Annotated in this window: 12 protein-coding genes; 8 read left to right on the forward strand and 4 right to left on the reverse strand. The window is 55.5% G+C overall.

Going from position 1 to position 20,632, the window contains the following annotated elements:
- Positions 1–133 precede the first annotated feature (133 nt).
- The 3 genes from WFP70_RS25900 to acs form a co-directional block, all read right to left on the reverse strand.
- Entirely contained in the window at positions 134–1,786 is a 1,653-nt protein-coding gene (locus WFP70_RS25900; RefSeq protein WP_337024856.1) for a cation acetate symporter, read from the reverse strand.
- Positions 1,783–2,112, reverse strand: coding sequence for a DUF485 domain-containing protein (locus tag WFP70_RS25905; protein WP_045815804.1), 330 nt, complete (start codon positions 2,110–2,112; stop codon positions 1,783–1,785). Before WFP70_RS25905 ends, WFP70_RS25900 begins: the two co-directional genes overlap by 4 nt.
- Before the next feature lie 173 nt (positions 2,113–2,285).
- Complete coding sequence (acs, locus tag WFP70_RS25910; protein ID WP_097118965.1) at positions 2,286–4,241, reverse strand: acetate--CoA ligase; 1,956 nt, start codon at positions 4,239–4,241, stop codon at positions 2,286–2,288.
- Between the two features lie 581 nt (positions 4,242–4,822).
- Here acs and gltP point away from each other — a divergent pair.
- From gltP to WFP70_RS25945, 7 genes are all read left to right on the forward strand, one after another.
- Entirely contained in the window at positions 4,823–6,124 is a 1,302-nt protein-coding gene (gene gltP, locus WFP70_RS25915; RefSeq protein WP_058960091.1) for a glutamate/aspartate:proton symporter GltP, read from the forward strand.
- 223 nt (positions 6,125–6,347) lie between these two features.
- Positions 6,348–6,524, forward strand: a complete 177-nt coding sequence (locus tag WFP70_RS25920; protein WP_097118966.1) for a type II toxin-antitoxin system HicA family toxin — start codon at positions 6,348–6,350, stop codon at positions 6,522–6,524.
- Between the two features lie 108 nt (positions 6,525–6,632).
- On the forward strand, positions 6,633–7,037 hold the full coding sequence (locus WFP70_RS25925) for a type II toxin-antitoxin system HicB family antitoxin (protein ID WP_166933893.1): 405 nt from the start codon (positions 6,633–6,635) through the stop codon (positions 7,035–7,037).
- Between the two features lie 150 nt (positions 7,038–7,187).
- Positions 7,188–8,099 carry an N-acetylmuramic acid 6-phosphate etherase gene (murQ, locus tag WFP70_RS25930; protein ID WP_337024857.1) on the forward strand — a complete coding sequence of 304 codons (912 nt, stop codon included), beginning with the start codon at positions 7,188–7,190 and terminating at the stop codon, positions 8,097–8,099.
- Complete coding sequence (gene murP, locus WFP70_RS25935; protein WP_337024858.1) at positions 8,099–9,538, forward strand: PTS N-acetylmuramic acid transporter subunit IIBC; 1,440 nt, start codon at positions 8,099–8,101, stop codon at positions 9,536–9,538. The genes murQ and murP overlap by 1 nt, the downstream gene beginning before the upstream one ends.
- Positions 9,539–10,106: 568 nt before the next feature.
- Positions 10,107–16,190, forward strand: coding sequence for an autotransporter outer membrane beta-barrel domain-containing protein (locus WFP70_RS25940; RefSeq protein WP_337024859.1), 6,084 nt, complete (start codon positions 10,107–10,109; stop codon positions 16,188–16,190).
- Positions 16,191–16,562: 372 nt separating this feature from the next.
- Complete coding sequence (locus WFP70_RS25945) at positions 16,563–18,107, forward strand: methyl-accepting chemotaxis protein (RefSeq protein ID WP_337024860.1); 1,545 nt, start codon at positions 16,563–16,565, stop codon at positions 18,105–18,107.
- Between the two features lie 74 nt (positions 18,108–18,181).
- Here WFP70_RS25945 and WFP70_RS25950 read toward each other — a convergent pair whose 3' ends face one another.
- Positions 18,182–19,132 carry an AraC family transcriptional regulator gene (locus WFP70_RS25950; RefSeq protein ID WP_097118970.1) on the reverse strand — a complete coding sequence of 317 codons (951 nt, stop codon included), beginning with the start codon at positions 19,130–19,132 and terminating at the stop codon, positions 18,182–18,184.
- A gap of 103 nt (positions 19,133–19,235) precedes the next feature.
- On the opposite strand from WFP70_RS25950, the gene WFP70_RS25955 reads away from it, so the two are divergent.
- Positions 19,236–20,423, forward strand: coding sequence for an MFS transporter (locus WFP70_RS25955; protein ID WP_337024861.1), 1,188 nt, complete (start codon positions 19,236–19,238; stop codon positions 20,421–20,423).
- Positions 20,424–20,632: the final 209 nt, after the last annotated feature.

Below are 20,632 nucleotides of genomic sequence, written 5' to 3' on the forward strand. Positions count from 1 at the left end.
GCCTGACTGAGAAGCATAAAAAAATCCGTAATCCCTGAGAGATTACGGATTCTTGCAGAACTGCCGGATCGTTCAACCGATCATTTTTGTCTTAACTGATCGGCATTACGCCCATTTGGGCGGCATTTTTTGTTTAGTGCGCTTTGCCCTGCGAAATGCCTACGCCCGTTTGTGAACGAATAAACTGACCACGGAATTTAGCCCGCTCTTCAGCACCCTGTCTGGAGTGATCGGTAATCGAGAACAGCCAGGTACCGATAAACGCTGCCGCCATTGAGAACAGCGCCGGATACTCATACGGATAGAACGGGGTGGCATGCCCCAGCACCTGCACCCAGATGGTCGGCCCGAGGATCATCAACACAACCGCCGTAATCAATCCCAGCCAACCGCCAATCATCGCGCCGCGCGTGGTCAGCTTCGACCAGTACATTGAGAGCAAAATAATCGGGAAGTTACAGCTGGCCGCAATCGAGAACGCCAGTCCGACCATAAAGGCGATGTTCTGTTTCTCAAACGCGATACCCAACACAATCGCCACCACGCCAAGAATCAGCACGGTAATTTTCGACACCCGCAGCTCATCACGCTCAGTCGCCTGACCTTTGCGAATCACGCTGGCATACAGGTCATGAGAAACCGCAGAAGCACCGGCCAGCGTCAGCCCGGCAACAACGGCCAGGATCGTGGCGAAAGCCACCGCCGAGATAAAGCCAAGGAACAGGCTGCCGCCCACCGCATTCGCCAGATGCACCGCCGCCATATTGGTGCCACCAATCAGCGCGCCAGAAGCATCTTTGAAGGCTGGATTTGCGCCGACCAGCAGAATCGCGCCAAAACCAATGATAAAGGTGAGGAAGTAGAAATAGCCCATAAAGCCGGTGGCCCAGAACACGCTCTTACGCGCTTCACGTGCATCCGCCACGGTAAAGAAGCGCATCAGAATATGCGGTAAGCCAGCGGTGCCGAACATCAATCCAAGACCAAGAGACAGTGCCGATATCGGATCTTTCACCAGACCGCCCGGTTGCATGATCGCGGCACCCTTCGGATGGACCGCCATCGCTTCGGTAAACAGCGTGTTGAAGCTGAAGCCGGTGGCTTTCATTACCATAATCGCCATAAAGCTGGCCCCAAACAGCAGCAGCACGGCTTTGATAATCTGTACCCACGTCGTGGCTAACATGCCGCCAAACAGCACATACATCACCATCAAAATCCCCACCAGTACCACGGCGATATGATAATCGAGGCCAAACAGTAGCTGGATGAGTTTGCCTGCACCCACCATTTGCGCTATCAAATACAGCGCCACGACGACCAGCGAGCCACAGGCCGACAGGGTACGAATCGGTTTTTGCTGCAGGCGATATGACGCCACATCGGCAAAGGTATAGCGCCCGAGGTTACGTAAGCGCTCCGCAATGAGGAACAGAATCATCGGCCAGCCCACCAGGAAGCCGAGCGAGTAGATCAACCCATCGTAGCCCGAGGTGTAAACCAGCGCCGATATCCCGAGGAACGAGGCCGCAGACATAAAGTCACCCGCCATCGCCAGACCGTTCTGGAAGCCGGTAATATTGCCGCCCGCCGTGTAGTAATCGCTACGTGAACGGGTGCGTTTGGAGGCCCAATAGGTGATGCCGAGCGTCGCCGCCACAAACACCACAAACATGATGATGGCTTCGTAGTTTGTGGCCTGTTTTTGCACTGCGCCGGTAATGGCGTCGGCGGCAAACACGCTGGCAGGCACTACCGCTAACAAGGCTGAGAACAGGCGCTTCATGATTTCACCTCGCTCAGGATTTGTTTAGTCAGGCGATCAAACTCGCCGTTAGCGCGCCAGACATAGACGCCAGTGAGCAGAAACGACACCACAATGAGGCCAACGCCGATGGGTATGCCGCGTGTGACATTGGTGCCTTCATGCAGCGGCGTACCGAGCCAGCCAGGGGCAAAGGCAATCAGCAAAATAAAGCCGACGTACAACACCAGCATGATGATACTGAGCAACAGCGCAAAGGCTTGGCGCTTGTGCACCAGTTCCTGAAAACGCGGGTTACTCTCGATTTGTTGCCAGACTGCTTCCTGTTGATTTAGGGCTTCGTTCATCACAGTTTCTCCAGAGGAAAGGCAGGCAGATATCTCACGGTTAAATGATTTAAACTGCTGAATATTCTAGTTATATAGGTTGTGCGATGGTGAAAAGCGTACGGCGTAAGGTAGGGATGACGGAGAGTAGCCTGCCGTGAACAGGCTGACACTCTCCGTCGCGTCGATGCCGGTTACGGCATGGTGATGGACTGCTTCTCCTCCAGCAATTTCTCTACCACGCCCGGATCGGCCAGGGTTGAGGTATCGCCGAGATTACTGGTATCGCCCGCCGCGATTTTGCGCAGAATACGACGCATAATCTTGCCGGAGCGGGTTTTCGGCAGTGAGTCGGTCCAGTGCAGCACATCCGGCGTGGCAATCGGGCCGATCTCTTTACGCACCCAGTTACGCACTTCGGTATACAGCTCTGGCGAGGGCTCTTCGCCGTGGTTCAGCGTGATATAAGCATAGATCGCCTGGCCTTTAATGCTGTGAGGAATACCCACAACTGCCGCTTCCGCAATCTTCGGATGTGACACCAGCGCCGATTCAATCTCTGCAGTGCCGAGACGATGGCCTGAGACGTTCAGCACGTCATCGACGCGGCCGGTGATCCAGTAGTAACCATCTTCGTCACGGCGTGCGCCGTCTCCGCTGAAGTAGCGGTTTTTGAAGGTGGAGAAGTAGGTTTGTTCGAAGCGATCGTGATCGCCAAACAGCGTACGCGCCTGTCCCGGCCACGAATCGTTGATCACCAGGTTGCCTTCGGTTGCGCCTTCCAACGCGTTGCCTTCGTTATCCACCAGCGCGGGCTGCACGCCAAAGAACGGCTTGGTGGCCGATCCGGCTTTTAGCTCAATCGCGCCTGGCAGCGGGGTAATCATGAAGCCACCGGTTTCGGTCTGCCACCAGGTATCCACAATCGGACAGCGGCTGTCGCCAATCTTCTTGTAATACCACTCCCAGGCTTCCGGGTTGATCGGCTCGCCGACGGAACCCATGATGCGCAGGCTGCTGCGGCTGGTACCTTCAATGGCCTTGTCGCCTTCGGCCATCAGGGCGCGGATGGCGGTTGGCGCGGTATACAACAGCGTCACCTTATGCTTATCGACGACTTCAGCCATACGGCTCGGCTTCGGCCAGTTCGGCACACCTTCGAACATCAGGGTAGTGGCGCCGCAGGCCAGTGGGCCGTAAATCAGATAGCTGTGTCCGGTGATCCAGCCCACATCGGCGGTGCACCAGTAGACATCATCCGGATGGTAATCAAACACATATTTGAAGGTGCTGGCGGCATATACCAGATAACCCCCGGTGGTATGCAGCACGCCTTTCGGTTTGCCGGTAGAACCGGAGGTATAAAGGATAAACAGCGGATGCTCGGCTTCTACCGCGACCGGTTCGTGCTGATCGCTGGCCTTCGCCACCAACTCGTGCCACCAAAGATCGCGGCCTTCGCGCCAGCCAGTATCTTTACCGGTGCGCTTGAACACCACCACGTTTTTCACGCTGGTGACGCTCGGGTTGTTCAGTGCATCATCGACGTTTTTCTTTAGCGGGATGCTGCGTCCGGCGCGTACGCCTTCATCTGCGGTGATCACCAGTTTAGCGTTGGAATCCACTACGCGACCGGCCACCGCCTCCGGTGAGAAACCGCCGAAAATGACGGAGTGCACTGCGCCAATACGTGCACAGGCCAGCATCGCCACGGCCGCTTCCGGTACCATCGGCATATAGATGGCGACGACATCGCCTTTCTTCACGCCGAGGCTCAGCAACACGTTGGCAAAACGGCAAACGTCACCGTGCAGTTCACGGAAAGTAATGGTTTTGCTTTCGCTGGCGTCATCGCCTTCCCAGATAATCGCCGGGTGATCGCCACGCGTCTGCAAGTGGCGGTCGAGGCAGTTGGCGGCGAGATTCAGCGCGCCATCTTCATACCAGCGAATAGAAATATTGCCCGGTGCAAAAGAGGTATTTTTCACCTTGCTGTAAGGCTTGATCCAGTCGAGGATTTTACCTTGCTCACCCCAAAAGGCGTCGGGATCGTCAACCGATTGTTGATACAGCGCCGCATACTGGTCGGCATTAATCAGGGCATTCGCTGCGACGGCAGCGGGTACAGGATGCTTATGTATTTGGCTCATGGCTGACCTCCTTGAAGATGTTAATCATATGTCAATCAAAGGTTAATTGAAGAGCGTGACTGGGCTTTGTTTCTGTTTTGTAGTCTGGATCACGACCTTTTGTATGCCTGAAAAGCGCCCGAATTCATACTGTTCATCACGGAAACCAATGAGACCCAGTCTGTGGTTTTTCGTGGAATCAGACGTTGTCGCTGGTTAAATAATCAGCAAACGCGCCAGGCGGTTTTTTGCCCGAAATTGAATAGCTATGCGGAAAATTATCGAATTAACACTTTTCATAACAGCGAGTTATGACTAAAAGTTAATGTCAGCATTTTATGCTACTCAGTTGCGCAGGATTTACGCTAACCCCCCAGGGGTTGCAATTACCGCAGTGAAAATGGTACTTATCTCGGCCCTGTTCAGCAGGTATCCACTCAGGCTGCATCATCGCGCAGGCGCAAAATGCTTACGCAGCAGTGTCTGATGCAGTCCACTATAACCCTCTATTTTATCGGGCTTTTGCTCACTTCCCTGTGCGTCATGTCTTCTGCAGCTTCGCAGAGGAGCAAAGGGGTTTTTACTGAGGAAAGTAACGCGTTATGAAAGGTTTTAAGCTCACCCTTGCCTGGCAAATTTTGATTGCCTTGATTCTCGGCGTTATCGTCGGAACCGTGCTGCATAATCAGCCAGACGATCGTGAATGGTTAATCACTAACATTCTCACCCCTGCAGGCGACATCTTCATTCATCTGATCAAGATGATTGTGGTGCCGATTGTGATTTCCTCCCTGATTGTCGGCATTGCTGGCGTTGGCGATGCGAAAAAACTGGGGCGTATTGGTGTCAAAACCATCGTCTATTTTGAAGTGATCACCACCATTGCCATTGTGGTCGGCATTACGCTGGCCAACGTATTCCAGCCAGGTAGCGGCATTGATATGTCTACGCTGGTAACGGTGGACATCTCTAAATACGAAGCCACAACGGAAGCGGTACAGGGGGCGCCTCACGGCCTGGTGACCACCATTCTGTCGCTGATCCCGCAGAACATTTTCGCCTCGCTGGTGAAGGGCGACATGCTGCCGATTATCTTCTTCTCGGTGCTGTTTGGTATGGGCTTGTCAGCGCTGCCTTCAGAACATCGTGATCCGCTGGTGACCGTGTTCCGTTCAGTGTCTGAAACCATGTTTAAAGTGACGCACATGATCATGCGCTATGCGCCAGTCGGTGTGTTTGCGCTGATTGCGGTCACTATCGCCAACTTTGGTTTTGCCTCGCTCTATCCGCTGGCCAAGCTGGTGCTGCTGGTGTACGTGGCGATTCTGTTCTTTGCCTTCGTGGTGCTGGGAACGGTCGCGCGCATGTGCAAACTGCGTATTACCACGCTGATGCGCATCCTGAAAGATGAGCTGATTCTGGCCTATTCTACTTCCAGTTCAGAAACCGTGCTGCCACGCATCATGCAGAAGATGGAAGCCTACGGTGCGCCGAAAGCCATCACCAGCTTCGTGGTGCCGACCGGTTACTCATTCAACCTCGATGGTTCAACGCTGTATCAGAGCATCGCGGCGATCTTTATCGCGCAGCTGTACGGTATCGACCTGTCGCTAACCGATGAAATCATTCTGGTGCTGACGCTGATGGTGACCTCGAAAGGGATTGCTGGCGTGCCGGGCGTCTCCTTCGTAGTGCTGCTGGCAACGCTGGGCAGCGTGGGTATTCCACTGGAAGGCCTGGCGTTTATCGCCGGTGTGGACCGCATCATGGACATGGCGCGTACTGCGCTGAATGTGATCGGTAATGCGCTGGCGGTGCTGGTGATTGCGCGCTGGGAAAACCAGTTCGACACCAGGCAGGCCGAAGCCTACGAGCTGGAACTGCGCACACAGAAAGCCAGTTAAGGCCATCAGCCTTAACGAAATGACGACTTCAGCTGCGTAATGCACCTTGATGCGTAGTTAACGAAACCCGCCATCCGGCGGGTTTTTTTATATCAATTCAAGACGTGTCCTGGGTGTTTGGCCGCCGGAATTGTGATTAATTTCATACCCACCATAACCACTAACAATTTGTTTTGTGGTTATGGTGGGTATATTCTTAGCGCTAAGATAACCGGAGGTTTGATTGAGCAGCAGGGAGCTGATCAGGATGTTGCTGGAGCGCGGTTGGGTTTTAGACCGAGTAAAAGGCAGCCACCATGTGTTTGTGAGAGCAGATAAGCCGTATCACATCTCACTTCCTCATCCTGAAAAAGACCTGGCAACTGGAACATTACGTAAGTTAATGAAGTTAATGGACTAAATGTATACGGGGGCAATGCCCCCGATTTGGAAAAAATTAGCAATGTCAGTTGCAGCAGACATTGCAATGAATTCCTAACTGAATATTTCTTTTTAGTGAGGACTAAACATGAGATTCCCCGTTTATCTGCATAAGACAGAGGACAACAGCTGGTCAGGTTTTGTGCCAGATGTGGAGGGATGTTTTTTTGCAGGCAAAAGCGTAGATGATGCGCTGCGCGATGCATTTAACGCGATTGATGTACACGTAGAATCTTTAGCGGATGCCAGCAAAGCCATCCCTAAAGCGGCAGATATTGAGACTCACATTCATGATGAAGCCTGTCAGGGAGGTTACTGGGCATTTGTGGAGATCGATCTGAGTCGCTATGAAGGTAAAGCGGTAAAGCTCAATATCACTTTGCCACAAAATCTACTCAGCAAAATTGACAGTTATGTCGAATCCCACCGCGAATATGGTTCGCGCAGCGGTTTTCTGGCGGAATTAGCGCGCAGAGAATTAGCGAACGCGTAATCAACATAGCTAAACATCTACCCGCCATCCGGCGGGTTTTTTTATGCCAGCCTCTGCAAAAAGTACAAAAACATGACAACCGAGCAGGAATTAACAATTCAAAATGGTATATAGTTTTTTGAATAAATTATTCTTTCACAGGAGTGCGTGATGCAGATCGACCTGAGCCAGATGATCACCGAAGGGCGTAACCCAGCGAGCCAAAACATTGACGAGCTACCCACCGAAGCGATGTTGCGCGTCATTAATGATGAAGACAAAAAAGTGGCACTGGCAGTGGAAGCGATTGTGCCGCAGATTGCGCAGGTGGTGGATGCGATTACTGCAGCCTTCAGTAAAGGCGGGCGCCTCATTTATTGCGGAGCGGGCACGTCGGGCCGCCTCGGTATTCTCGATGCCAGCGAGTGCCCACCGACTTTTGGCACGCCGCGCTCGCAGGTCGTCGGTTTAATTGCTGGCGGCCACACCGCGATTTTGCAGGCGGTGGAGAACGCGGAAGATAACGTCGAACAGGGCGCACAGGATTTAAAGGACATCGATTTCAACGCTAATGATGTACTGGTGGGGATTGCCGCCAGTGGCCGTACACCCTATGTATTGGGCGCGTTAGCCTATGCGAAACAGCAGGGCGCATTTAGCGCGGCGTTAACCTGCAATCCTAACAGCCCGATGTCACAGGCTGCGGATGTGGTACTCACCCCGGTAGTGGGGCCAGAAGTGGTCACCGGTTCTTCGCGTATGAAAGCCGGTACGGCACAAAAGCTGGTGCTCAATATGCTGACCACCGGCGCGATGATCCGCAGTGGCAAGGTGTACGGCAACCTGATGGTGGATGTCGAAGCCACTAACCAGAAACTGGTGCAGCGCCAAATCAACATCGTCAAACAGGCCACTGACTGCGACGATGCCACCGCGCAGCAGGCGCTGAACGCGTGTCACGGTCACTGCAAAACGGCGATTGTGATGGTGCTGGCAGGATTGGATGCCAGCGAGGCCCAGGCGCTGCTGAAGCAAAACAGCGGCTTTATCCGTAACGCGTTGCGTGACGCAGGAGCGCAATAATGGCTGCCATCACCGAAGGATTACTGCGCTATATCCTGCAGGCGGTGGGAGGCGCGCATAACATTGTGCAATGCGGCAATTGCATGACGCGTCTGCGCCTGACGCTCGCGGATGCCACATTAGTCGATCATGCCCAACTGAAAACGCTGCCCGGCGTATTGGGGGTGATCGACAGTGATGCGCAGCTGCAAATCGTACTGGGGCCCGGCAAAGCGCAAACCGCCGCTGAGAAAATGCAGGGATTACTGGATAGCGATGAAACGGAAAAACCGCAGGATCTCAGCACTATTGCTGCCGCCCAAAAGCAGCAGATGAAAGCGAAGCAAACCAGCGCGCTGCACCGTTTTCTCTCCTGCTTCGCCACCATCTTCACGCCATTGATTCCCGGCTTTATTGGTGCGGGTTTGCTGTTGGGATTTGCCACGCTGATTGAACAAATTTTCCACCTCAACCAGCCCGGTGAACATGCGCAGTGGCTGCTTGATACCGTGGCCTACATGAAAGTGTTCGGCAAGGGGCTGTTCACCTTCCTGAGTATCCTGATTGGTTATAACGCGCAGAAAGCCTTTGGTGGCACCGGCGTGAACGGTGCCATTATCGCTTCACTGTTTGTGCTCGGTTATATGCCAAAAGCCACGGTGGGCTATTACAGCGGTATGTCAGATTTCTTTGGCATGGCGATAGACCCGCGCGGCAATATTATCGGCGTATTATTGGCGGCGATATTCGGTGCGTGGATTGAGAAACAACTGCGTAAAATTATCCCCGATAATCTCGACATGATTTTAACATCGTTACTCACGTTATTAATTACCGGCGCCATCACCTTTATGGTGATTATGCCGATTGGCGGTGAGTTATTTAAAGGCATGTCATGGTTGTTTATTCATCTCAATAACAATCCGTTTGGCTGCGCAATTCTGGCCGGGCTGTTTTTAATTGCGGTGATGTTCGGTATTCATCAGGGTTTCATTCCGGTCTATTTTGCGCTGATGGAAACCCAGGGCTTTAACTCATTGTTCCCGATTCTGGCGATGGCGGGTGCAGGTCAGGTTGGGGCTTCTCTCGCGCTGTGGTGCAAGGCCGATAAGCACTCGCTGCTGCGTACGCAAATCAAGGGCGCGATAGTACCGGGCCTGTTGGGCGTGGGCGAACCATTGATTTATGGCGTTACGCTGCCGCGCCTGAAGCCATTTATTACTGCCTGTTGTGGCGGTGCGCTGGGTGGATTCTTCATTGGTCTGGTAGCCTGGCTTGGTCTGCCGGTGGGGATGAATACGGTATTTGGGCCTTCCGGATTGGTTACGTTGCCGCTGATGACCTCTTCACAGGGGATCTTTGCCGGTATGGCGGTGTATCTCGCCGGATTAATCGTGGCGTGGGTCGGTGGATTTGCCTTTACCTGGTGGGGCGGAACCAAAGGCGTCGATCTCAGCTAATGCCATTGCTATTCACCGTAGCAGCACACGACATCATGCCGCTACGGTGAAGCTGGAATGAAGCCTGAGATGGCGTGCCGCTACGGGGGAGACGCCGGCAAAACCTTAAAGATTGAATGAATTTAAATGTGATTTATGTCACGTTTTTGCAATTCGCCGTATCGCTTAGCCTGGCGCTGATATCGCCGAACATGCCGTGCCATTCGTAAGTAAACTGCTAAGAAAAAATAAAGAAACTATTAGTAAGATAGCAAGCTAATTATTGGAAACTTCTGGACTCAATTATTGCCAATAATTTCTCCCGCCTCACAAATATTTCGCCATTATGACAACGGGTTACCTTCATTTACCTTTTGCGTCCGATGGCAGAAAAGTCTATACCTAAAGCCAATTAATCTATAAAAACAGTTTTAACCGCTTATTCGCTGTACCAGACTTTCTTCACACAGTGGCTCTCAGAAATTAATTGCTCATCGGGGTTGGTGTTATTCCTGCCGTTGTATCCCTCGCGATGAATTTAACGCTGTTGCAATAACAGCGTGGACGCTGCACGCCCACTGGAGGAAGTATGAAGTTCACATTAAACCCGATTGCGTTCGGAATATTAGCCGCGCAGGCGCTGTTTTATCCGGCGATAAGTGCGCAAGCCATTACGCTGGGAAGCTATTCACCGAAAATTAATGACAACCTCTTTGGCGAGCAGCGTATTGACGTTAATGGCAGTAACGAAACGCTGGACGGCAATCCTGATTTTGCACCGGGAACGGATGGATCAGTGAACTCCAGTCTCGGTCAGGTCAATATCACATCGGGTGCGCAGTTTCTGAATCAGACGCGTCTTGATCCCGGTCCGCAGAACTTCGCCATCACCGTACCCGATTCTACCACGGGCGGTAACACCACCTTCCAGGTCTACAACTCCGCCAGCCTGGTGGCACAAACGCCAGTGACTTCCGATACCGCCGTGCCGGACGTGGTCAACGTTAATGGCGATCAATACATCAACACGCGCATCGCGGATGTTTCCAACGGTGGCTTGCTTGATGTGAATCTTGGGCAAGCGAATGCCGCCAGCAGCGCCAGCACCAACAGCTGGAGCATGGCAGCGAAGCAGACCACATTGTTCCAGGTGGGCAGCAACAGCACGCTGAACTGGAATTCCAACAATCGCATCAGCTTCTTCGGCACTGCCGCGACACCGGATGGTGCCGGCGCCACGCAATCCTTTCAGGTGCAAAATCTGGCGACCTACAACGGCGGCGTGAATGTGCAAACGCTGGATGGCGTCACACACACCTTCACCGTCACCAGCGCCAGCGAATTGCAGACTTACAATAACTGGCTGATTGGTCAGTTACAGGCGGGCAATCTGGATAAAGCCAACTACCTGACCGAGTTCAACAAAGCGGTGACCGTCACCAATGGCAATATTGTGTACGACGTCAGCGCCACACCGCCGGATGAAGTCACGCTGCAGATTGGCAACCGCATCGTGGTCAATGCCGATGGCCCAGACGCTCGCGTCAATCTCGCGGCGGGCAACACACTGGAAGTCGTGGGTTCGACAGGCGGGGCGATTAAAGCCTCCAACGGCGCGCAGGCGGTGATTGATGGCAAGCTCGCCAGCCGCGGCACCCTCGCCAATAATGGCACGGCACTGGTGCTTTCTGGCAACAGCAACGGCAGTACCAGCACGACTGGCGTGATCAACGGTGGGTTCCTCAATCGCCAGGATGGCACGGGTATTGGCTCCACCGGCTACGGTGCCAATGGGGTGCTGGTGCAGAGCGGCAGTGCGTTTAACAACAACGGCATCGTCAATCTGGCGACGATCGGTAGTAACTCGCAGTATGGCGTAGCCGGTATTCGGTTGGAGGATGACGCCACATCCCGCAACAGCGGCAATATCAACGTCGGCGTGAACGGATCCAGCGCGCGCGGTACAGCATCGGGCGTACTGCTGACATCGCCGACCTCCACCTTCACCAACAATGTCGATGGGCAGATTTATATTGGTCGTGGTCCTCAAAACAGCCTGACCGACAACGTGGCGGATACCGCCATGAATCAGAGCGGCCTGACCAGCGGGATCGCGCTGGTGGCAAACGGTTCTGCCACCAACAACGGCAACATCGTGATTGGCTCAAAGGTGCAGAACGCGGCGGGCATGTCAGCGACCGGTGCCAGCGGGGTCACGATGGTCAATAACGGCACCATTGATGTGAATGGTGCTGCCGCGACCGTGCCGCGTGAAAACGTCGGGATGTCGGTGACCAACAGCAGCGGCACCATCGATAACAGTGGCACCATTAACCTTAACGGCGTCAATGGCACAGGCGTTAAAGTCTTGGCGACCGGTGGCAATAACGCTTCTGCAAGTTCAACGGGGACCATTAACGTTGCCGGGGGGGCCGATCCCGCCAGCGGTACACGCAACTTTGGCGTGTGGGTGGAGGGCCAGGGCACCGGACAGGCCAGTGCAGACGTCAACGGCCCGGTGAATCTGAGCGGCACGGGCGCGATTGGCGTGCACGCACGCGGCAATGCCACGGTGGAAGTAGCGGCTAACGCTATACCGACGTTCAGTAACGGCAGTAATCAAATCGCTTTCTTCGCCTATGGCCCCAATGCGCGGATTAACATAGCAGGCAACAATCCCTTCAATGTCACCACCACCAACTCGACACTGTTCCGCGTTGAGCAGGGCGCGGATTTTGACGGCACCGATCTGTCACTCACCGCATCGGGCGCGGGTTCTGTGGCGGTGAACGGCACCGGCACCGGTGGTACCGAAGTGAACACCCGCAATGCCACGCTCAACGTCAGTGGTGCAGGCGCCACTGGTGTGAATATTGAAGGCGGGGCAACGGGCACCATCGACAATGACACGACCATCAACCTCACCGGCAACAACGCGATTGGCGCGATTGTCGATGGGCAAAAGCATACGCTGGCAGGCAGTAATAGCGGTGCGCCGGTGACCAGCACGACGTTAAGTTCTGCTGCGGCACTGAATTCATCGCAAAGTGGATTGATTGGCTATCTGGCGCGCAATCGCGCACAGCTCAATAACACTGGCAACATTGCTTTCAGCGGCGCTAACGCCACTGGCATTCGCGTGGAGAGCGGTGCGACCGGTACTAACAGCGGTAACATCAGCATCAACGATGGCGGTACCGGCATTGCGGTGAACAGCAGCGGCAGCACGGCCAATACCACGGCCAACAACAGCGGCAACATCGACGTTAATGGCGGCAGCACCACCAGCCGCAGCCGGGGCGTGAGCGCCAGCGGTAGCCGGGCGATTGCTAACCTCAACAGTGGCAGCTTGAATCTTAACGGCACAGGTGCGATAGGCGCGGAAGCGCTCAACGGCGCATTGGTGAATATCGCGACTGGCTCGACGCCTAACTTCAACAGCAGCGATCAGATTGCTTATCACGCGGCGGGCAGTGGTTCACGTATCAACTCTGCCGCCAACGCGCTGGACGTGAATACGCTGAATTCCACCGGATACCGTATTGATGATGGCGCTGGGCTGAGCTTCAGCAACCCAGCGACACTCACCGCCAGTGCTGCCAACAGCACCGGCGTGATTGTTTCTGGCCGTGGCAGCACGCTGAACACGGCGAATGCCAGTTTCACCGCCAGTGGTCAGGGCAGCACGGCGATCCGCACTGAAGGCGGGGCCGCGACCACGCTTGATAGCGGCAGCAGCATTAATGTCAGTGGCAGCAACGCAGTCGGTGTGCTGGTCAATAATCTGCGTACCGATCTGAGCAACGCACTGGATGGCACCTCAGCAGCCACCACCGTCACCAGCAATGGCAATCTCAACGGCGCAGGCAGCAACGCCATCGGCTTTGATGTCACCAACGGCGCCACGCTGGTGAACAACGGTGCGGTGGATCTTACCGGCAGCAACACTATCGGTATTCGCTCGCGCGCAGGCAGCACGCTAACCAATAACGGTACGGTCAATGTGGCGAATGGCACCGGGTTGGATGTGTCTGGCAGCGGCAGCACGCTGGCCAAAGGCGGCGTGATCAATGTCGATAACGGTGTGGCAGGCGTGCGCATCAGTGACGGCGCACAGCTGGCGTTAACCGGCAGCGATACGGTGATCACCACACAGGGCACTGCTCACGGCATCCTGGTCGATAACGGTGCCAGCGCGCTTAGTGCCAGCGACGCCACGGTCAACGTACTGGGCAGCGGCAACGGCATCGAAAACCGCGCAGAACTCAGCAATGTTAGCCTGAGCAACCTGACGCTCAACGTGGCGAATGGCAACGGGATCCGCACTGCGGTGCCGTTTGATCCGGCCTCAACGGTCACCACCAATGTGACCGGCAGCGGTACGGGCCTGAACATCGTCAATGCGGATGGATCGACCACCAGCGGCGATTTAACACTGGGCTCCGGCTATCAATTTAATGTCACCGGCGCGGGCGGCAGCGGCATCCGCGCCAACACCACCGGCAATGTCACTACCGCCGCAGATGTCACGATCGATAATCCGGCGGGCGGATCGGCCCTGATCTCCAGCACGGCGGGCACTATCGTCAACACCGGGACGTTCACCTCCAACAGCCTGACGGCGCCGGTGGTGGATTTGCGCGGCGGTAAAACCCTCTTCGAAAACTTCGGTAACATCATCACCGTCAATCCACAAACCGTGGCGGTGGCAGGCAGCAATGCTAATGATGAAATCCTGCTGACCGAAGGGGAGGTGCGCGGCGATATCAACCCCGGCGGCGGGGCCGATGTGTTCCGCTGGACGGGCGGATCGCTTAACGGCAGCCTGACCATGGGCAATGACAATAACAATAATGCGGAGGTCAGTAAGGTGGATCTCGGCACCACCTACCACCTCACCAGCGGCAGCGGAACCGGAAACACGCTGACGTTTAATCAGATCGATTCACGTGGTGGCAGCCTGGGCGCTGACGATCTCAATAAAGGGGTAAACCTCGGCAGCGGTTGGAGCACCATCAATTTTGCCGATACCCAATGGACGCTCACTGACAACCTCAAACTGGCGCACAGCACCATTAATATCGATGAGAATTCAACGCTGTATGCGGGCAACAATGTGCATCCGACGTTAGCGGGGGGCACGGCGGATTCACTCACGGTGAACAACGCCGGTATTCTCGATCTGACCAACGGCGCGGGCTCGCCGGGCAACACCTTGAATATTGCTGGTTCGCTGGTGTCCAGCGGCGGGCAGCTCAATCTGATCACCGACCTTAACGAAGGTGGGGCGCTGAGCAATCAGTTCACCGACCACCTCAACGTCACCGGCAATGCCACCGGCACTACGCTGGTGAACGTAAAACTGACCGACAGCAGCACCGGTGCGTTAACGGATCTTAATCGCAATGGTGGCATTGAGGGCAACGAGGGGATTTCGCTGGCACAGGTGGCGGGTAACGCTGGTCCCGAGAGTTTTGCCCTTAAAGACGGCTATCTCGGCGCGGGGCCCTGGCAATACCGGCTCTACACCTTCGCACCGGGCAGTACCGATCCCAGCCAGCGTTTGGTCAGCGGCAGTGGCAACAATTACTGGGATTACCGGCTGGCGAATTATTACGTGTGTGAAGCTGGCGCCAGCTGCCCATCGACCTTTATTACCGATGCGTTCGGCAGCGGGCAAAGCTACGATGCGCGTCCCGCTGTGGTGCCGCAGGTGCCTTCCTATATCTCCGCCCCGGTTGGCCTTGCTTATTACACCTCGGCGATTATCGACGATTTGCATAAGCGTCTTGGTGAGTTGCGTCATGAGCAGACACGACCGGAAGGCGATGGCGGCGAAATGTTCCTGCGCTACATCGGTTCCAATCTGAAATACAAAAGTGACCAGCGCTTCCGCGATTACGGCTATGACTTCGATCTGGATTACAGCGCGGTGCAGGTGGGGGGTAACGTGCTACGCCTCGACGGTGACAAAGACAGCCTTCGCGGTGGCTTAGCCTATACCCGAGGTAACACGCGCATCCGTCCGGATGCCGCCGACGGTTACAGCAGCACCACCTTCGATAGCGATAGCCTGGCCTTTTACGGCACCTGGCAGCGTCAGAACGGGTTTTATCTGGATGGCGTGCTGTCATTCGACTGGCATCGTGGTGAAACCGATATCGCACGGCAAAAACAAGAGGCGAAGCTAAAAGGTCATGGCTGGACCGCCTCACTCGAGAGCGGTTATCCGTTTGCTCTCGGCGATGGCTACAAACTGGAACCGCAGGCGCAGTTGATGTACATGAAGCTGAATATGAACGATTTCACCGATGAAGACGGCAACAAGGTGCGTTACGGCGATTACAACCAGACCATCGGACGTTTGGGCGCACGACTTGATCGCACCTGGACGGATGACAGCAACCGCCAGTACACCCCTTACCTGCGCGCCAATTACTACAAAGGTTGGGGCGGCACGGCGGACACCAACGTCTCTTCGGTGGAGAACCCTGCATTGAGCGCCACTTTCACCAGCGGCCACTTTGGTCAGATGTGGGAAGTGGGTGCAGGCGGGACCGCCACGCTGCAGAAAGATGTGTCACTCTATGCAGAGGCGGATTATCGCAAAGAGATCAGCGGCAACGGGGCTAAAGGTTGGCGCTATAACGTGGGCGTAAGGTGGCAGTTTTAAATGAGGACATTTCAAGCGTTGCCTTTAATGTCGTCATTAAAGGGCTGCGGTATTTGGACAAGTCGCGTTATATGGCGTTGTTAAACGGATACGGTATTCGGCCTGATCGCCATTAATTGCAGGATGGGCTGAGGTGCATATTGCTGTGCACCTTTCTCATCTTGCGCCTCGGCAAAACCTTGATTTCATATACTCTAAATAAAATTTTATCGATGAATTTCTGCCACAAAAAGCAGGGATATTGTTCACTGTGGCTTTAATTCAGGATAAAAATTAATTCTCATCGCTAAAGACCGCTCCCTGCGCTGCCGAAAAGGTAAAAAAGTGTAATTGATTTTTTCCTTTAGCCTGCATTTTGCAAGGACAACACACATGCGGAACAACCAGCCTATCACTCAGCGTGAATTTATCTTTGATGATGACGCCACGCTGATGTCGACCACCGATCTCAGCAGCCACATAACCTATGCCAACGACGCCTTTATTGAGGTTAGCGGTTTCGAGCCGGAGGAGGTCAATGGGCAACCGCATAACATGGTGCGTCACCCGGATATGCCGCCGGAAGCGTTTGCCGACATGTGGGCCACCCTGAAACAGGGCGAACCCTGGACCGCGCTGGTGAAAAATCGTCGTAAGAATGGTGATCACTATTGGGTGCGAGCCAATGCGATTCCGGTGGTGCGCGAAGGTAAGGTGCAGGGTTACATGTCGGTACGCACCAAACCTTCCGCCGAAGAGATCCGTCAGACCGAAGCGCTGTACCGTGATTTCCGCGAAGGGCGGGCCAAAGGCCGCCGTTTCCATAAAGGGTTGCTGGTCGGCACCGGCTGGCGTCGTCTCGGATCACTGTTAAAAATTATGCCGCTGCGCTGGCGTATTCGCTCTACTTTGCTGACCGTGCTGCCGCTGTCCGTTATCGGCGTCTGGCTGCTGGGGATGGCACCGATGGCGCTGGGCGGCTTTGCCGCAGGCATGGCAGGTTTGTTGCTGCTGGCGAGCCTATGGCTGGAGCAGCAGATTTCCCGTCCGATGGAGCGCATCTGCCGCCAGGCTTTAAGCGTCGCCACTGGCGCCAGTCATAAGGTGGATCAGTTAGATCGTGTGGATGAAATCGGGATCACGCTGCGTGCCATCGGACAGCTCGGCCTGATGTTCCGCTGGCTGGTGGATGATGTGAGCGGCCAGGCGATCAATGTACTCAGTGCCAGCGGTGCGATAGCGCGCAGCAACGACGAATTGAGCCGTCGCATTGAGCAGGCGGCGGCCAACGTGCAGCAGACCGCCGCCACCATGAATGAAATGACCGCCACGGTGAAAAGCAACACCGATACGGCTAATGAAGTAAACAAGCTGTCAGAAAATACCAGCCACGCCGCGCTGAAAGGCGGTGAAGTGATGCAGGAGATGGTGGGGATGATGGCGGAGATCGCCGACAGCTCGAAACGCATCGCCAATATTACCAGCGTGATTGACGGCATCGCTTTCCAGACCAACATTCTGGCGTTAAACGCCGCGGTGGAAGCGGCGCGTGCCGGTGAGCAGGGCAAAGGGTTTGCGGTGGTCGCGGGCGAGGTGCGCAGCCTGGCGCAGCGTAGCGCCAAAGCCGCCAGTGAAATCAAAACGTTGGTGGAAACCAGCGCGGGTCGCGTGCAGTCGGGCAGTAATCACGCTGATGCGGCCGGGCGCACCATGCAGGATATTGTCGACCAGGTGCAAAATGTCACGGCATTGATTGCCCAGATCAGTTCTGCCACGGCGGAACAGTCCATCGCGTTAAGTGAAGTGAGTACTGCAGTGGAAGATCTCGACGATATCACGCACCAGAATGCCGCTCGCGTGGCGGAAAGCGCCGAAGCGTCCGGGCGCATGACGCGTCAGGCGAATCGCCTGGTGGAAGCGATCAGCGTGTTCCGTTAAAGGATCTTGCACGCGGCGCGAAATGCACCGAAGCGTCAGGAGAATCGCCTGGTGGAAGCGATCGGCGTGTTGCGTTAAAGCGTCTCGCGCGCTGCCCTTAATGCGCCGGGTGGTGAGCCGACGATGCGTTTAAACGCCCGGCTAAACGCCGCCAGCGAGCCGTATCCGAGGTGGAAGGCGACGCTTTCCACCGCTTCGCCCTCATTGACGATACGTTCCACCGCCAGCCGCATGCGCAGTTCAGTGAGGTAGCGCAGCGGCGTCATGCCGGTAGCCGTTTGAAAACGAGCGGCAAACACTGAGCGTGAACTGCCCGATTCGCGTGCCAGCCGCTCCACCGTCCAGTTTTCGCCCGGCTCACGATGCATGGCTGCCATCGCCAGGCTAAGACGCGGATCGCGCAGTGCCTGCACTAATCCACTGCCTTTGCCGCAGCCGTTTTCCACCCAGCCGCGCACAATCTGTGCCGCCACCACATCCGCCAGTCGGGACAGAATCCCGGCGAAACCGGCTTTACGCTCGCGGGTTTCACGCTCCATCGCATCGAGAATCGGCTGGATTTCCGGGTACTGCGCCAGCAAGGTACTCACCAGCATGACATCCGGCATGGTGTGTACCAGCGGCTGCATACCGCCGAGTTCAAACGCCATGCAGGCGCTAAACAGAATCACATCGCTGTCGTCCGGGCAACCTTCGCTGCTGTCAGCGATGTCACAGACGCTGCCACAGATCGGTTTGCTGTTGAAGGTGCCAATCGGTTCACAAATGGCGTCTTCGCTGGAGATCAACGCGTGCGCTTTGCCGTGCGGGATCAGCATCGCATCGCCTGCCTGCAACGGATAGATCACGCCAGACGCTGAGCGGATCATTAACGATCCACGTCCAACAAAGTGCAATTGTGCTTTGCCCGGCGCGTCATCGTATTGCAAACCAAAAGGGTTATGTAAGGCGATACGCTGATATTTCACGCCGTACAGGCGCATGCCCATTAGCAGTTCACTGGTCAGATCTTCATAGCGGCTCATACGAATCCAGACGAATTATCAAAAAACAAAGTTTTTGTATCATAGATCGTCTTGCGTCATCTCACTATGCTTACAACCTGAATTTTTGTGATGGGGATCGCAAATGAGTCTGGATACTGAAGTAGTCGAAACAAGTATAGCGGTGGATAAACCCGCATGGGGCGCGGTGTTTGCCATGGCATTTGGCGTGTTCGGCCTGATTACTGCCGAATTTCTGCCGGTGAGCTTGCTGACACCGATTGCCGACTCGCTGCAGGTGAGCGAAGGGCAAGCGGGCCAAACGGTGACCGTGACTGCGCTGGTGGCATTGCTCACCAGTCTGGTGGTCGGCAACCTTACGCGTCGTCTCGATCGTCGCGTCGTGATGCTGGCCTTTACGCTGCTGCTGATTGCCTCGGCGCTGCTGGTGGCCTTTGCAGAAAATCTGCCAATGATTCTGCTGGCGCGTGTGCTGCTCGGCATGGCGATTGGCGGCTTCTGGACGCTTTCCACTGCGATTACCATGCGGCTGGTACCCAGCGATCAGGTGCCAAAGGCGCTGTCGATAGTGTTTAGCGGCATTTCGCTGGCGACCATCATTGCCGCACCGTTGGGCAGTTATCTCGGCGGCATTATTGGCTGGCGTAATATCTTCCTGCTGACCGGTGCATTGGGCGTGCTGGCGTTGTTCTGGCAGTTCTTCACACTGCCTGCGATGCCGCCAGAGAATAAAGCGCGCAGCGGCGGCGTGCTGGATCTGCTGCGTAACAGCCTGATGCGCTGGGGCATGCTGGCAGTGATCATGATGTTCACCGGTCACTTTGCCTTCTTTACCTATCTGCGTCCGTTCCTGGAAAGCAGCGCGCAGCTCAATATCAATCAGCTATCGCTGGTGCTGCTGGCGTTTGGCGTGGCGAACTTCTTCGGCACCTCACTGGCGGGTTATCTGGTAACGCGCAGCGTGTCGCTGACGCTGACCGGCATGGCGCTGGTAATGAGTGTGACGGCGGTGGTGCTGGTGAGTTTTGGCAATCTGCCGTGGCTGGTCGGTGCCGGCGTGGCGATGTGGGGCCTGGCGTTTGGTTCGATGCCAACCGGTTGGTCAACCTGGATCTCGCGTGCGGTGCCGGATGATGCCGAATCTGGCGGTGGTTTGCTGGTGGCGACTATTCAGCTGGCGATCACCGCAGGTGCTGCGGCCGGTGGCTGGATGTTTGATCTCAACGGCGCGGGCGGTGTGTTCCTCGCCAGCGGCGTGCTGATGCTGCTGGCGGCTATCACTATTTTCACCCGCGTTCGACATCACGGTTAATTTACCTGCGGCACCGGTGTTTAGTCACGCGTGATCACGCAGGCTGGGGCCGCTTTGGGACTGGCGTCCACGCGCCGCTACGCGGTGCCCTCACGTCATTCGTCTGCCTGACGGAACGGCGGGGGATGAACTGAACCCCTTAACCTGGACTCTTAAGTCAGCTCATTGTGATTGTGGGTCCGGTACGCCACCGGACTCAGTCCGCCAAG

The sequence above is a fragment of the Pantoea sp. USMM079 genome (genome assembly GCF_037153115.1).
Taxonomy (GTDB): Bacteria; Pseudomonadota; Gammaproteobacteria; order Enterobacterales; family Enterobacteriaceae; genus Pantoea; species Pantoea communis.